The organism is Streptomyces griseoruber (assembly GCF_001514205.1).
Classification (GTDB): Bacteria; Actinomycetota; Actinomycetes; order Streptomycetales; family Streptomycetaceae; genus Streptomyces; species Streptomyces griseoruber.
The window spans coordinates 175,954-189,624 of sequence record NZ_KQ948766.1; the positions used below are offsets into that span (position 1 = coordinate 175,954).

9 protein-coding genes are annotated in these 13,671 nt (G+C 73.6%); 1 reads left to right on the plus strand and 8 read right to left on the minus strand.

Annotation, left to right across the window (positions count from 1 at the left end; translation table 11 throughout):
• Nucleotides 1-73 precede the first annotated feature (73 nt).
• From AQJ64_RS12995 to AQJ64_RS13010, 4 genes are all read right to left on the minus strand, one after another.
• Nucleotides 74-397 (minus strand): hypothetical protein, encoded by a 324-nt coding sequence (locus tag AQJ64_RS12995; protein WP_055638271.1) that lies wholly within the window; start codon nucleotides 395-397, stop codon nucleotides 74-76.
• Nucleotides 394-762, minus strand: coding sequence for a WhiB family transcriptional regulator (locus AQJ64_RS13000; RefSeq protein ID WP_055638270.1), 369 nt, complete (start codon nucleotides 760-762; stop codon nucleotides 394-396). Before AQJ64_RS13000 ends, AQJ64_RS12995 begins: the two co-directional genes overlap by 4 nt.
• Before the next feature lie 164 nt (nucleotides 763-926).
• A complete protein-coding gene (locus AQJ64_RS45615; RefSeq protein WP_079061623.1) occupies nucleotides 927-1,250 on the minus strand; it encodes a hypothetical protein in 324 nt (107 codons plus the stop codon).
• A 145-nt stretch (nucleotides 1,251-1,395) separates the two neighbouring features.
• Nucleotides 1,396-3,630 (minus strand): ATP-dependent DNA helicase UvrD2, encoded by a 2,235-nt coding sequence (locus AQJ64_RS13010; protein WP_206189917.1) that lies wholly within the window; start codon nucleotides 3,628-3,630, stop codon nucleotides 1,396-1,398.
• 179 nt (nucleotides 3,631-3,809) lie between these two features.
• Between AQJ64_RS13010 and AQJ64_RS13015 the strand changes: the two genes are divergently transcribed.
• The gene (locus AQJ64_RS13015) at nucleotides 3,810-4,052 is read left to right on the plus strand and encodes a mycoredoxin (protein WP_055638267.1); all 243 of its coding nucleotides are present in this window, start codon (nucleotides 3,810-3,812) and stop codon (nucleotides 4,050-4,052) included.
• A 57-nt stretch (nucleotides 4,053-4,109) separates the two neighbouring features.
• On the opposite strand, the gene nudC is transcribed toward AQJ64_RS13015, so the two are convergent.
• From nudC to AQJ64_RS13035, 4 genes are all read right to left on the minus strand, one after another.
• The gene (gene nudC, locus AQJ64_RS13020; protein ID WP_059202641.1) at nucleotides 4,110-5,054 is read right to left on the minus strand and encodes an NAD(+) diphosphatase; all 945 of its coding nucleotides are present in this window, start codon (nucleotides 5,052-5,054) and stop codon (nucleotides 4,110-4,112) included.
• A 150-nt stretch (nucleotides 5,055-5,204) separates the two neighbouring features.
• Complete coding sequence (locus AQJ64_RS13025; RefSeq protein ID WP_055638673.1) at nucleotides 5,205-6,617, minus strand: dipeptidase; 1,413 nt, start codon at nucleotides 6,615-6,617, stop codon at nucleotides 5,205-5,207.
• Between the two features lie 10 nt (nucleotides 6,618-6,627).
• Nucleotides 6,628-10,140 (minus strand): ATP-dependent helicase, encoded by a 3,513-nt coding sequence (locus AQJ64_RS13030; protein ID WP_059202642.1) that lies wholly within the window; start codon nucleotides 10,138-10,140, stop codon nucleotides 6,628-6,630.
• A gap of 75 nt (nucleotides 10,141-10,215) precedes the next feature.
• On the minus strand, nucleotides 10,216-13,593 hold the full coding sequence (locus AQJ64_RS13035) for an ATP-dependent helicase (protein ID WP_079061624.1): 3,378 nt from the start codon (nucleotides 13,591-13,593) through the stop codon (nucleotides 10,216-10,218).
• Between the last annotated feature and the right edge of the window lie 78 nt (nucleotides 13,594-13,671).

Genomic DNA, 13,671 nt, shown 5'->3' on the forward strand with positions numbered 1-13,671 from the left:
GTTCGGACGGACCGGCCCCCTCGGGGACAGTTTGCGCCTCCTGTGTCGGGAGGCCACCGCTTCCGGTGCGGGGTTACTGCATCACGGCGATGGCGAGCGCCCGGCGGGCACGCAGCGAGGCGCGCTCGGCACGGCGCTGCATCCGGCGGGCGGCCGCCAGGCGCACGGCCTGGCGGTCACGCTCGGCCTCGTGCAGTCGCTCGTGCATATGCGCACGTGCCAGGGCTTCTGGGATGAGTTGCATCTCTCGGGTCCTGTTCTGACGCGAGTCGATCGCGCCGGTGGTGGTGACGTCTTCGGTCGCGGAGCCTGCGGGCTCGCTGGTGAACGGCTTCATCGGGGCCTGCTTCTGGGGGTCTTGCGTGAGGGGGCGGTCGATCGTTCCTGCGGTGTTCATGCCGTGACCGGGTTCTTGCGCGGGCGGCCACGCGGCCGCTTCCGGGCGACGACGACGCCCTGCACGAACAGCTCGCCACCCCAGACGCCCCAGGGCTCACGCCGCTCCTTGGCGCCGGCGAGGCAGGCCTCGATCAGCGGGCAGGTGCGGCAGAGGGACTTGGCGTACTCGACATCGGCCGGCGACTCGGCGAAGAAGACCTCCGGGTCGTAGGAGCGGCAGGGGACGGGTACGCCGAGGTTCTCGATGGCGTCGTCGAGCGCGGTGAGCGCGGTGAGCGGGGTCAAGGTGGAGTCCTCCGTGAGGCCGGGCGGGGAGATCGTTTCGGAAGGCGGTACGGACGTGGCGTGCGCTTCGAGTTGCACGGTTTCGTCTTCCTCGTCTGTCGGTCCGGCCCTGTTGGGCCGGGTGTCGGCGTTTGTTGTCCCGAGGCCCCTTCGCCCGCCTGTCCCCGGTACAGGGACAAACAGAAGGGCCGCGGATCCCGGTTGGGGTTCCGCGGCCCTGAAGGCGCCGGCCTGATCGACGATCAGGCTGGATCACTCCAGGGTTCTGGCCCACGGAAGGCCCACATCAGGTGGTGCTGCGTCGTCTGCTTCCGGAATCCGGCACCGGCCGCCGCAAAGGCATAGGCATGTGCCTGTCCCTCTACTGCTTCCAGTGCCTCGGTCGGTCGCTCATTGCGCTCACGGACGGGAAGGCCCGCGGGAGCAACGGAGGAGGACGCCGGCCGGCCGGCACGAATACCGGACAGACCGGTGCCCAGGGTCGAGGCGCCGAGCATGCACGTGGAGACGACCGAGCGATCGGTCAGTTTGGCGGTGCTGACGGAGCTGCTGTTGATGATGATCACTGGAATCGCCTCCTCTCGGCGTCTCGGGGGACCGGGCGTGAGCCCAGTCCGGCGGATATGTAAGTAGAGCACGGAACCAGGGCCTCGGAGAAGGCCGCCGCTTCCGTGTCTAAGAACCTATGGGGATTGCTGGGGCATGCGCAAACTATTTTTTCGACGAGTTCGCATCATCTCCCCGCCAGTCCGCTTCCTCGTCGTCCTCGAGCAGTTGGCCTGCGCAGATGGCCAGCACATCGGCCCCGTAGCGGTTGAGCTTGCGGACGCCGACCCCGGGGATCCGCGCGAGCTCGCCCGCCTCGTCGGGAACGGCCTCGGCGATGGCCATCAGCGTCTTGTCGGTGAAGACGCAGAACGCGGGCTGCCCGTTGCGCCGCGCCTGGAGCGCCCGCCACTCCCGCAGCCGCTCGTAGACCCCCTCGTCCATGTCCGAGGGGCAGCCCTCGCAGCGCATCAGCTTCATCTCACCGGCGTCGGTGAGGGTCCGCCCGCAGACCCGGCACCGGGCCGGGGTGCGCTGGGCCCGGCGGGGCACCGCCGCCGCGCCCGCGCCGATCGTGCCGAAGCCGCGCTCGATGCCGCCCGCGGCTCCGCCGCCACGGGTGGCTCCCGTGCCGGAGCCGGGGCGCAGTCCATCGAGGAAGCGGCTCGGGCGGCGGCTGGGACGGCCGCCCGGCGAGCGGGAGAGCGCCCAGGAGACATGGAGGCGCTGACGGGCGCGGGTGACGCCGACGTAGAGGAGGCGGCGCTCCTCCTCGATCTGCTCGTCGGTCCGGGCGTAGGTGATCGGCATCATGCCCTCGGCGACACCGACCAGGAAGACGACGTCCCACTCCAGGCCCTTGGCCGAGTGCAGGGAGGCGAGGGTGACGCCCTGGACGGTCGGGGCGTGCTGGGCGCTCGCCCGCTCGTCGAGTTCGGCGACCAGGTCGGCGAGGGTGGCGCCGGGCCGGGCGGCCTCGAAGTCCTGGGCGAGGCCGACCAGTGCGGCCAGCGACTCCCAGCGCTCTCTGACGGCCCCGGAGCCCGCGGGGGGCTGTGGGGTCCAGCCTTCGCCGGAGAGGACGGCACGCACCTGCGAGGGCAGGTCGACGGTGTCCTCCAGAAGGGTGTCGTTGCGCCCGAAGCGGGCCGCGCCGCGCAGGGCGACTCCCGCCTTGCGCACCTCGGGCCGGTCGAAGAAGCGCTCGGCGCCGCGCAGTTGGTAGGGGACGCCGAGGTCGGCGAGGGCCTGTTCGTACGTCTCGGACTGGGCGTTGGTGCGGAACAGGACGGCGATCTCGGCGGCCGGGACGCCGGCGGCGAGGAGGTCCCGGATACGGCGGGCGGCGCCCTCGGCCTCGGCGGGCTCGTCGGTGTACTCGGTGTAGACGGGTTCGGGTCCGGGGTCGCGCTGGGAGACCAGTTCCAGCCGGTGGTCGGCGGCGCGGCCGCGGGCCTGGGAGAGCAGGCCGTTGGCGAGGTGGACGACCTGCGGGGTGGAGCGGTAGTCGCGGACCAGCTTGACGACGGTGGCGCCGGGGTGGCGGGTGCGGAAGTCGAGGAGGTGGTCGGGGGTGGCGCCGGTGAAGGAGTAGATCGTCTGGCTGGCGTCGCCGACGACGCAGAGGTCGTCCCGGTCGCCGAGCCACAGCTCCAGCAGACGCTGCTGGAGGGGGCTGACGTCCTGGTACTCGTCGACCACGAAGTGCTGGTACTGGGCGCGGACCTGCTCGGCGATGTCGTGCCGGTCCTGGAGGACGGCGACGGTCAGCAGCAGGACGTCCTCGAAGTCGATGACTGCGCGGTCGCGCTTGAGGTCCTCGTAGGCGGCGTAGAGCTGGGCGATCTCGGCGGGGTCGCGCGGGGCCTCGCGGCCGGCCCTGGCGGCGGCGAGGGCGTAGTCGGCGGGAACGGTCTGGGTGACCTTGGACCACTCGATCTCCGCGGTGGCGTCCCGCAGCTCGCCGCGGTCGAGGCGGAGGCGGCAGGCGGCGGCCGCGTCGGCGACGAGCTGGATCTTGCGGTCGACGAGCCGGGGCAGCGAGCCACCGATCGCTTTCGGCCAGAAGTACTGGAGCTGGCGCAGGGCGGCGGAGTGGAAGGTGCGGGCCTGGACGCCCTGGGCCCCGAGCTGGCGCAGTCGGCCGCGCATCTCGCCGGCGGCGCGGTTGGTGAAGGTGACGGCGAGCACGCTGGAGGGCTGGAGGATGCCGGCGCGCGCGCCGTAGGCGATGCGGTGGGTGATCGCCCGGGTCTTGCCGGTGCCGGCTCCGGCCAGCACGCACACCGGCCCGTGCAAGGAGGTGGCCACCTCGCGCTGCTCGGGGTCGAGCCCTTCGAGCACCGCGTCGGCCGTGTCGGGGACCCGCGGGAAGAGGGGGGAGTGCGTTGCTGCTGTCACACGGCCATGCTGCCAGGTCGGCGGAGACGGGCGAGCCGGTTGTCCACAGGCGGGGCCTCGCAGTCGTACTAATGCGGCGGACGTCACGCCCAGGTCGTTCGCGACGGGAATGGTGGCGCTTTCAAGTACGTTCCCCCTTACGACCGCCGTCCCCGACCCGCCGAAGGAGCACGAGAGACATGCTGGGCACTGTGACGATGTACAGCACCACGTGGTGCGGTTACTGCCAGCGGCTGAAGAAGCAGCTGGAGCGCGAGGGCATCGCGTACACCGAGATCAACATCGAGCAGGACCCGGAGTCCGCGGCGTTCGTGGAGAAGGCGAATGGCGGAAACCAGACGGTGCCGACCGTGCTGTTCGCCGACGGTTCGACACTGACGAACCCGTCGCTGGCGCAGGTGAAGCAGAAGATCAGCGCCTGAGCACGGACAGAAGGGCGGCCTCCGTAGCGTCGGAGGCCGCCCTTCTTGTGCCCTGTGTCACACGAAGTTGCGTGTCGGCAGCGGCTTGCCGTACCAGAGCTCGATCAGGCGGGCCGCGATGGAGATGCCGTACGGGGGCAGGACCTCGCCCGCCTCGAAGGCGGCGGTCAGCTCGTCGCGGGAGAACCAGCGGGCCTCGTGGATCTCGTCGCCGTCGACATCGATCGCCGTGGAGGTGGCACGGGCCATGAAGCCCAGCATCAGGCTGGACGGGAACGGCCAGGGCTGGCTGGCGATGTAGTCGACGTGGCCGACGCTGATCCCGGCCTCCTCGAACACCTCGCGGCGCACCGCCTGCTCGATGGACTCGCCGGGTTCGACGAAACCGGCCAGCGTCGAGAAGCGGCCCTCGGGCCAGTGGACCTGCCGGCCGAGGAGGATGCGGTCGTCCTCGTCGGTGACGGCCATGATCACCGCGGGATCGGTGCGCGGGTAGTGCTCGGCGCCGCAGGCGGGGCAGCGGCGGATGTGTCCGGCCGCGGCGATGACCGTGCGTTCGCCGCAGCGGGAGCAGAAACGGTGGGTGCGCTGCCAGTTCTCCAGGCCGACGGCGTGCACCATCAGGCCCACGTCCCGGGGCGACAGCAGCAGCCCGGCCTCGCGCAGTCCGGCCGGGCGGGCGGACTGGTCGATACGGCCGGGCAGGGCGTCCTTCTGGAGGGCGAAGTAGCTGACGCCTTCCTCGTCGGTGCCCAGGAAGTAGCGGTGCGCCTCGGTGAGAGGGGCCTCGAAGGAGGGCGTCATGACGAGCTCGGTCCGGCCGTCGGGCGTCTCGTCGATGAGGACCTGGCCGCCGGAGACGACGAAACAGCGCGTCGTGGGGTGGCTCCACGCGGCGGCGAGCCAGGCCTCGTCGAGCCGGTGGTGGGCGGCCCGGTCGATGCCGCTCGGCGCGGTGAGCGAGATGGGCCTGTCGGCGTTCTGGTCGGTCCAGGTGGTCACTGGTGCTTCCAACTCCCCCGGTGGAACGGTTGATTCGGCGGGCGGTTCAGCGGAACGTGCGGGAGGGGGCGACCGGGTCCGGTGCGGCGCCGCGATGCGGCCTTTCCCGTGTGCGCCGCGCGCAAACCCGCTCCGGGCCGAGCGGGGCCGTCAGGGCGCACGGCGCCAGTTCTCGGCCAGGTCGCCCCAGAGGTACGCGGTGGTCTCGACGCCCTTGAGGAGGAGGTCCAGCTCGACCTTCTCGTTCGGCGCGTGCCAGCCGTCCGAGGGGACGGAGATGCCGAGGAACAGCACGGGGGCGCCGAGGACCTCCTGGAGGTCGGCGGCGGGTCCGGAGCCGCCCTCGCGGGTGAAGCGGACGGGCCCTTCGAAGGCGCGGCCCATGGCGCGGACCACGGACCGCAGGGCGGGGTGGTCGAGCGGGGTCAGACACGGGCGCGTGGCGGGGCTGAACGCGATCTCGTGGCGGATCCCGGCGGGGATCCGCTCGTCGGCCCAGGCCCGGACGGCCTTCTCGATCCGGTCGGGGTCCTGGCCCGCGACCAGCCGGAAGGACAGCTTCACGAAGGCGGAGGACGGGACGATCGTCTTGCTGCCGGGGCCCTGGTAGCCGCCGCCGATGCCGTTGACCTCGGCGGTCGGGCGGGCCCAGACGCGCTCCAGAGTGGTGTGCCCGGCCTCGCCGTGGGCGGCGTGCGACCTGGCGGTGCGCAGCCACTGCTCCTCGTCGAAGGGCAGTTCGGCGAAGAGCTCGCGTTCGCGGTCGGTGAGCTCGACGATGCCGTCGTAGAAGCCGGGGACGGCCACACGCGCGTGCTCGTCGTGCAGGGCGGCGACGAGGCGGGCGGCCGCGGTGGCGGGGTTGGGGACGGCGCCGCCGAAGGAACCGGAGTGGATGTCCTGGTCGGGGCCGAAGAGGCGGATCTCGCACTCGGCGAGGCCGCGCATGCCCGTGCAGACCGTGGGGGTGTCCGCGGACCACATGCCGGTGTCGGAGACGATCACGGCGTCCGCGGCGAGCCGCTCGGCGTGCTCCTCGACGAGGGCGCGGAAGTTCGGGGAGCTGGACTCCTCCTCGCCCTCGATCAGCAGCTTGAGGTGGACGGCCGGCACGGTGCGGCCGGTGGCGGCGAGATGGGCGCGCACGCCGAGGGTGTGGAAGAACACCTGGCCCTTGTCGTCGGCGGCCCCGCGCGCGTAGAGGCGGTTTCCGCGGACGACGGGCTCGAAGGGGTCGCTGTCCCAGCCGTCCTCGCGGGCGGCGGGCTGCACGTCGTGGTGGCCGTAGACCAGGACGGTGGGGGCCCCGGGGTCGTCCGAGGGCCACTCGGCGTACACGGCGGGGGCGCCGGGCGTCGGCCAGACCTCGGCGGTCGGGAAGCCGGTCTCCGTCAGCTTCGCGGCGAGCCAGTCCGCGCTGCGTCGTACGTCGGGGGCGTGGTCGGGCTGCGCGGACACCGAGGGGATGCGCAGCCACTCGGCGAGGTCGTCGAGGAAGGCGGCGCGGTGCTGCTCGATGTACGTGCGGACGGCGCTGACGGCACTGTCAACGGGATGGCTCATGGTCACGAGCCTATCGGCCCGCGCCGACATCCTCGCCGGGCGGTTGCGCACGGTTTTCCCGCCCTTGGGGTGTCTCGTGATCCTCCGCGGGGGCCTCCTCGCCCCTCAACAGGCGTTCCAGGGCGGCGCGATCGGGCAGATCACGGGGCCGTACGACCTCGCCGGTGCGGACATAGAGGAACACCGCTGTGACGGATTCCACGGGCACCCCCTGCTGCTCGGCCCAGGCGAGTCGGTAGAGGGCGAGCTGGAGGGGGTCGGCGGTGCGGGCGCGGTGGGTCTTCCAGTCGACGATCTCGTAGGTCGTCGTTTCACCGTCGTCCTGCCGGTAGACGGCGTCGATACGGCCCCGTACGACGCGGCCGGCGAGGGCGAGCTGGAAGGGGACCTCGACACGGTGGGGGGTGCGCTGGGCGTACTCGGTGCGCTCGAAGGCCTCCTTGAGGTCCGCCAGGTCGCGCTCGTCGGCGATCTCGGCGTCGGCGCCGGGCAGCTCGTCGGGTTCCAGGAGGGGAAGTGTCAACGCCTCGAAGCGGGCTTCCACCCATGCGTGGAACCGGGTGCCACGGCGTGCGGCCGGTTGCGGGGGGCGCGGCATGGGGCGTGCGAGTTCCTGCGCGAGACCGTCCGGGTCGGCGGCCAGGCGCAGCACCTGCGTGGCGGTGAGCGTCGTCGGGAGGGGTACGTCCGTGACGCTCCGGCGGGTGCGCAGCAGCTCTCCGGCGAGCGCGTCGAGGTCGCGGTCCCAGGAGGCGACCGCGCGGGCCTCCTCGGGCGTGAGGGAACCCCGCCGCGGGTGGGTCGCGGGAGGCTCGGGGGCGGTGGCCTGGTGGGGGACGGCGGGGCGGACCGGGACGTGGTGGGCGTCGTCGTCGAACGGATCGGGCTCACCTGTGAACGGCTCTTCCCCGAACGGGTCGGTCTCGTCGTAGGGCGGCTCGTCCTCGTCGGGGGGCGGGGGCCAGTCCGGGTCTTCGTGGGTGTCCGGGTCGTGCGTGGCGGCCGGCCGTACGTCGTCCTGGGCGGCGAGGTCGTCCAGGTGGGCGAGGACGGTGTCGGCGGCGGCGCGGCGGCGGGCGAGTGCGTCGGCGTCCAGGGGGAGCGGCCAGGCCTGGTCGGCCGTGGCGCGGTGCAGGGCGGGGTTCTCCGCGTCCTCCTCCGGCTCGTCCGCCCAGGCCTCGATCTCGCCGTGGCCGGCGACGCAGTGGTCGTACAGGGCCCGCAGGAAGTCGGAGGGGCCGCGGGGCTTCTTCTGGCTGGGGCCCCACCAGTGGCCGGAGCCCAGGAGCAGGGAGCGGGGGCGGGTGAAGGTGACGTAGCCGAGGCGGAGTTCCTCGGTGTGCTGGTGGTCCTTCATGGCCTCGTGGAAGGCCTTCATGCCCCGGGAGTCCCAGGAGTCGATGTCGGGCAGGGTGTCGGCGTCGCCGCGCAGGGTGTGCGGGAGCACCTTGGCCTGGGCGGTCCACTTCTCGCGGCCCTGGCCGCTGGGGAAGGTGCCGGTGACCAGGCCGGGGACGGCGACGACGTCCCACTCCAGGCCCTTGGACTTGTGGGCGGTGAGCACCTTGACGGTGTTCTCGCCGCCGGGCAGGGCGTTGTCGAGGCCCTTCTCGTACTGGGCGGCGGTGCGCAGGAAGCCGAGGAAGGCGAGCAGGCTCGCCTCGCTCTCGCCGGCGGCGAAGGAGGCGGCGACGTCGAGGAAGTTCGACAGGGTCTCGCGGCGGCGGGCGGCCAGCGCGTGCGGGGAGGCCGACAGTTCGACCTCCAGGCCGGTGACGGCGAGGACGCGGTGCAGCACGTCCATCAGCGGGTCGGCGAGGGAGCGGCGCAGGTCGCGCAGTTCGGTGGCGAGCCGGGCGAAGCGTACGCGCGCGTCCGGCGAGAACGGCAGCCTGTCGTCCGCACCGCCCTCCAGGGGTGTCTCCAGGAAGGTGTCGAGGGCGTCCGCGAGGGAGATCACCTCGGACGGGTCGACGCCTTCGACGGCCTCGGCGAGGCGGCGGTCCGGGTCGCCGCCGTCGTCCCCGCGCGCGTGGGCGACGAGCAGCCGTGCCCGCCGGCCGAGGAGGGCGAGGTCGCGCGGGCCGATGCGCCAGCGCGGGCCGGTGAGCAGCCGGACCAGGGAGGCGTTGGCGCTGGGGTCCTGGAGCACCTCGCAGACGGCGACGAGGTCGGCGACCTCGGGCAGGTGCAGCAGTCCGGAGAGGCCGACGACCTCGACGGGGACGTCCCGGGCGACGAGGGCGCCCTGGATCTCCGCGAAGTCGGTGGCCGTACGGCACAGGACGGCGATCTCGCCCGGTGCCGTGCCGGTGCGGACCAAGTGGGCGACGGAGTCGGCGAGCCAGTCGATCTCCTCGGCGTGGGTGGCCAGGAGTGCGCAGCGGACCAGGCCGTCGCGTTCGGCGCCGGGGGCCGGGCGCAGGGCCTCCACGCCCGCGTGCATGGCGCGCAGGGGGGCGGCGAGGCCGTTGGCGAGGTCGAGGAGGCGGCCGCCGCTGCGGCGGTTCTCGCTGAGTGCCTGGCGGGTGGCGGGCCGGCCGTCGGCGTGGGCGAAGTGCTCGGGGAAGTCGTCGAGGTTGGCGACGGAGGCGCCGCGCCAGCCGTAGATGGCCTGACAGGGGTCGCCGACGGCGGTCACCGGGTGTCCGGTGCCGCCGCCGAACAGTCCGGCCAGGAGGATGCGCTGGGCGACGGAGGTGTCCTGGTACTCGTCGAGGAGGACCACGCGGAACTCGTCCCGCAGGATCGGGCCCACCTCGGGGACCTGGGCGAGCTGTGCCGCGAGGGCGATCTGGTCGCCGAAGTCCAGCAGGTCGCGTTGCCGTTTGGCCGCGCGGTAGCGGATCACCAGGCCGGCCAGCTCGCGCCGGGCGGCGGCGGCCTCGGGCACCTTGCGCAGGTCGGCGTTGCTGAGCCTGACGCCCTCCAGGGTGCCCAGCAGTCCGGTGTCCCAGGTGCGGAGCGCGTCGGGGCCCACGAGGTGTTCGGCCAGCTCGGAGTCGAGGGCGAGGAGGTCACTGACCAGGTCGGCGAAGGAGCGGGTGAGCGACGGGTAGGGGCCGGGGGCCTCGCGCAGGACACGCGCGGCGAGCTGGTAGCGGGTGGCGTCGGCGAGGAGGCGGGAGGTCGGCTCCAGGCCGATGCGCAGGCCGTGGTCGGTCAGCAGCCGGCCCGCGAAGGCGTGGTACGTGGAGATCACCGGCTCGCCCGGCGGGTTGTCGGGGTCGATGACGTCGGGGTCGGTCACGCCCGCCTTGACCAGCGCCTTGCGGACCCGTTCGGCGAGCTCGCCGGCCGCCTTGTTGGTGAAGGTCAGGCCGAGGACCTGTTCCGGGGCGACCTGGCCGGTGCCGACCAGCCAGACCACGCGCGCGGCCATCACCGTCGTCTTGCCCGACCCGGCTCCGGCCACGATCACCTGCGGGGCGGGCGGCGCGGTGATGCAGGCCGTCTGCTCCGGGGTGAAGGGGATCCCGAGGAGCTCCTTGAGCTGCTCGGGATCGGTGATGCGGGCGGGCATGAAAAAAGGCTAACGGCGGGCACCGACAATCGATGACCACGCACCTGCCGCACCCCGCCGGGCCCGCACCCCCGCTCACTCCACCACGTGCCGTCCCTCCGGCCGTGCGCTGCACGACGCCCGGAACGCGCAGTGCGTGCAGTGCTGGCCGGCGCTCGGGGTGAACCGTTCGTCGAGGACCTTGCCGGCCGCCGTGGCGAGCAGTTCGCCGACCCACTCCCCTCCCGGACCCTCCAGTGCCTCCTGGGCCTGCACCTTGGGCAGGGCGTCGCCGCCGTCGCGCTTGGCGGCGCCCTGGCGCAGCTGGACGAGTTCGGCGCCGCCGGGTGGGGGGCGTACGCCGTCGAAGGCCTCGTCGACGGCGCCCTCGCGGACGGCGAGCTGGTAGACGGCGAGCTGGGGGTGCCGCTCCACCTCGCGCGCGGTCGGCGCCTGCTTGCCCGTCTTGAAGTCGACGACATAGGCGCGGCCCTCGCCGTCCGCCTCCACCCGGTCCATCTGACCGCGGATGCGCACCTCGTAGTCGCCCGCTTCGAGGGTGACGTCGAAGTCGTGCTCACTGGCGACGGGCGTGCGCCCCGCGCGGTCGCCCACATGCCACTGGAGGAAGCGTTCCAGCGCCACGCGCGCGTTGCCCTTCTCCTGTTCCGACTTCCAGGGCGCGTCGAAGGCGAGCGCGTTCCACACGGAGTCGAGGCGCTCCATGAGGACGTCGAGGTCGGCCGGGGTGTGCCCGGAGGCGACCTCGTCGGCGAGGACGTGCACGACGTTGCCGAAGCCCTGGGCGGCGGTGGCGGGCGCGTCGGCCTTCACCTCGCGCCCCAGGAACCACTGGAGGGCGCAGGTGTTGGCGAGCTGGTCGAGGGCGCTGCCGGAGAGCACGACGGGCTGGTCCCGGTCGCGCAGCGGCACCCTGCTCTCGGTCGGCTCGAACATGCCCCACCAGCGGTAGGGGTGCGCCGAGGGCACCAGCGGGCGGCCGTCCTCGTCGGCGAGCGCGGCCAGGCGCGCGAGGCGGCGGGCGGCGGCCTCGCGGAGGGCGGCGGAGGCGCGGGGGTCGACCGTCGTGGCACGCAGTTCGGCGACGAGCGCGGCGACGGACAGGGGACGGCGGGGGCGGCCGGTGACGTCCCTGGGTTCCACACCCAGTTCGGTGAGGAAGCGGGAGGGCTGGTCGCCGTCGTCGGCGGGTGCCTTCACGGCGGTGACGACGAGCCGGTCACGCGCGCGCGTGGCGGCCACGTAGAACAGCCGGCGTTCCTCGGCGAGCAGCGCGCCCGGGGTGAGCGGCTCGGCGAGTCCGTCGCGGCCGATGCGGTCGGCCTCCAGGAGGGAGCCGCGGCGGCGCAGGTCCGGCCACAGGCCTTCCTGGGCGCCGGCGACGACGACCAGGCGCCACTCCAGGCCCTTGGCGCGGTGGGCGGTCATCAGCCGGACGGCGTCGGGGCGTACCGCTCGGCGGGTGAGGGTGTCGGCGGCTATGTCCTCGGCCTCGATCTCGGCGAGGAAGTTCAGGGCGCCGCGGCCGCCGGTGCGTTCCTCCGCGCGCGCGGCGGTGGCGAACAGCGCGCAGACGGCGTCCAGGTCGCGGTCGGCGTTGCGTCCGGCCGCGCCGCCGCGGCGGGCGGCCCGCTCCAGGCGGGTGGGCCAGGGGGTGCCCTCCCACAGGTCCCACAGCGCCTCCTCGGCCGTGCCGCCGCGGGCGAGGCGCTCACGGGCCGTGGCGAGCAGCGCGCCGAGGCGCTGGGCGCCACGCGCGTACACCGGGTCATGGGTGACCAGGCGTTCCGGTTCGGCGAGGGCGCGCGTGAGCAGGTCGTCGGAGGGCGGCGGCAGCGGGTTGCCCGCCGCGCGCTCCTCCTCGCGCAGGGCGCGTCCCAGGCGGCGCAGATCGGCGGCGTCCATGCCGGCGAGCGGGGAGGTGAGGAGGGTGAGGGCGGTCTCGGTGTCGAGCCAGCAGTGATCTCCCTCCCGGGTGCCCCCGGTGTCCTCGGCACCCCCGGCGGCCCCTGTGTCCTCTGTGTCCTCTGTGTCCTCGGCGTGCTCCTCGCCCCGGGAGACCTCCGCGGTCGCCACCGCCCGCAGGGCCGTCAGCAGGGGGGCCACGGCGGGTTCGTGGCGCAGGGGGAGGTCGTCGCCGTCGATGTCGAGGGGGACACCGGCCGCCGTGAGGGCGCGGCGGACCGTGGGGATCGTGCGGGAGCCCGCGCGGACCAGGACGGCCATCTCGCCCCAGGGCACGCCGTCCTCCAGGTGGGCACGGCGCAGGATGTCGGCGACGTTGTCCAGCTCCGTGCCGGGGGTCGGGTACGTGTAGACCTCGACGCGGCCGCCCTCGCGCGCGGGGACGAGTTCGCGGTGGGCGCGGACCTTCTCCGCCGGGAGGCGGGTCAGGGGCATGCGCGCGGTCAGCAACCGGGTGGCGGCGAGCAGGGCGGCGCCGGAGCGGCGGGAGGTGCGCAGGACCTCGACGGGAGCCGGGCGGCCGTCGCGGCGGGGGAAGGCACCCGGGAAGTCCAGGATCCCGTTCACATCGGCGCCCCGGAAGGTGTAGATCGACTGGTCGGGGTCGCCGAGGGCGACGAGGGTGCGGCCGCCGCCGGCGAGGGCGTGCAGCAGCCGTACCTGGGCCGGGTCGGTGTCCTGGTACTCGTCGACGTACACGGCGTCGTACTGCGCGGCCAGCCGCCCGGCGGTCTCGGGGCGGTGGGCGAGGAGGACCGCGCGGTGGACGAGTTCGGCGTAGTCGATGACACCGTGCAGGTCGAGGACGTCGAGGTACTCGGCGAGGAAGGCGGCGGCGGCCCGCCAGTCGGGGCGGCCGATGCGGGCGGCGAAGGCGTCCAGGGCGTCGGGGCCGAGGCCGAGCTCCCGGCTGCGGGCGAGCACCGCGCGGACCTCGTCGGCGAACCCGCGCGTGGTGAGGCAGGCGCGCAGTTCGTCCGGCCAGCGGACGTGCGCGAGGCCGAGCCGCTGGAGGTCGAGCTGACCGGCGAGCAGCTCACGGACGGCCACGTCCTGCTCGGGACCGGACAGCAGCCGCAGCGGCTCCGCGAACAGCTCGCCGTCCTGGTGGGCGCGGACCAGGGCGTAGCAGTACGAGTGGAAGGTGGTCGCCTGCGGCGCGCGGGCGGCGCCCATGCGCAACGCCATCCGGTCGCGCAGCTCCACGGCCGCCTTGCGGCTGAAGGTCAGCACCAGCACGCGCGCGGGGTCGCCGCCGCGGGCGATACGGGCCGCCACGGACTCCACGAGGGTGGTGGTCTTGCCGGTGCCCGGGCCGGCGAGGACGAGCAACGGCCCGGCGGCGTGGTCAACCACGGAGCGCTGTGCGGCGTCCAGACGAGGGGGGGCGGTCCGGGCGGGCGGGGTGCGGACCAGTCGGTAAGCGCCACGGTTCCCCTGTCGCCCCTGGGGGTGCGACAGGCGCCTGGTGGAGGAAGAGGAGCTCACGTGGTTCGCCGGTCCTGGTGGGTGTGCTGGGTGATCGAGGGCCGCTTTCTCCGCCCCGCGCCCCTCGAACGTACGCCA

Excerpts from the sequence above, each read along its gene's own strand:
- AQJ64_RS12995 (WP_055638271.1), bottom strand. The coding sequence starts at position 397 with ATGAACACCGCAGGAACGATCGACCGCCCCCTCACGCAAGACCCCCAG.
- AQJ64_RS13015 (WP_055638267.1), top strand. The coding sequence starts at position 3,810 with ATGCTGGGCACTGTGACGATGTACAGCACCACGTGGTGCGGTTACTGC.
- AQJ64_RS13025 (WP_055638673.1), bottom strand. The coding sequence starts at position 6,617 with ATGAGCCATCCCGTTGACAGTGCCGTCAGCGCCGTCCGCACGTACATC.
- AQJ64_RS13030 (WP_059202642.1), bottom strand. The coding sequence starts at position 10,140 with ATGCCCGCCCGCATCACCGATCCCGAGCAGCTCAAGGAGCTCCTCGGG.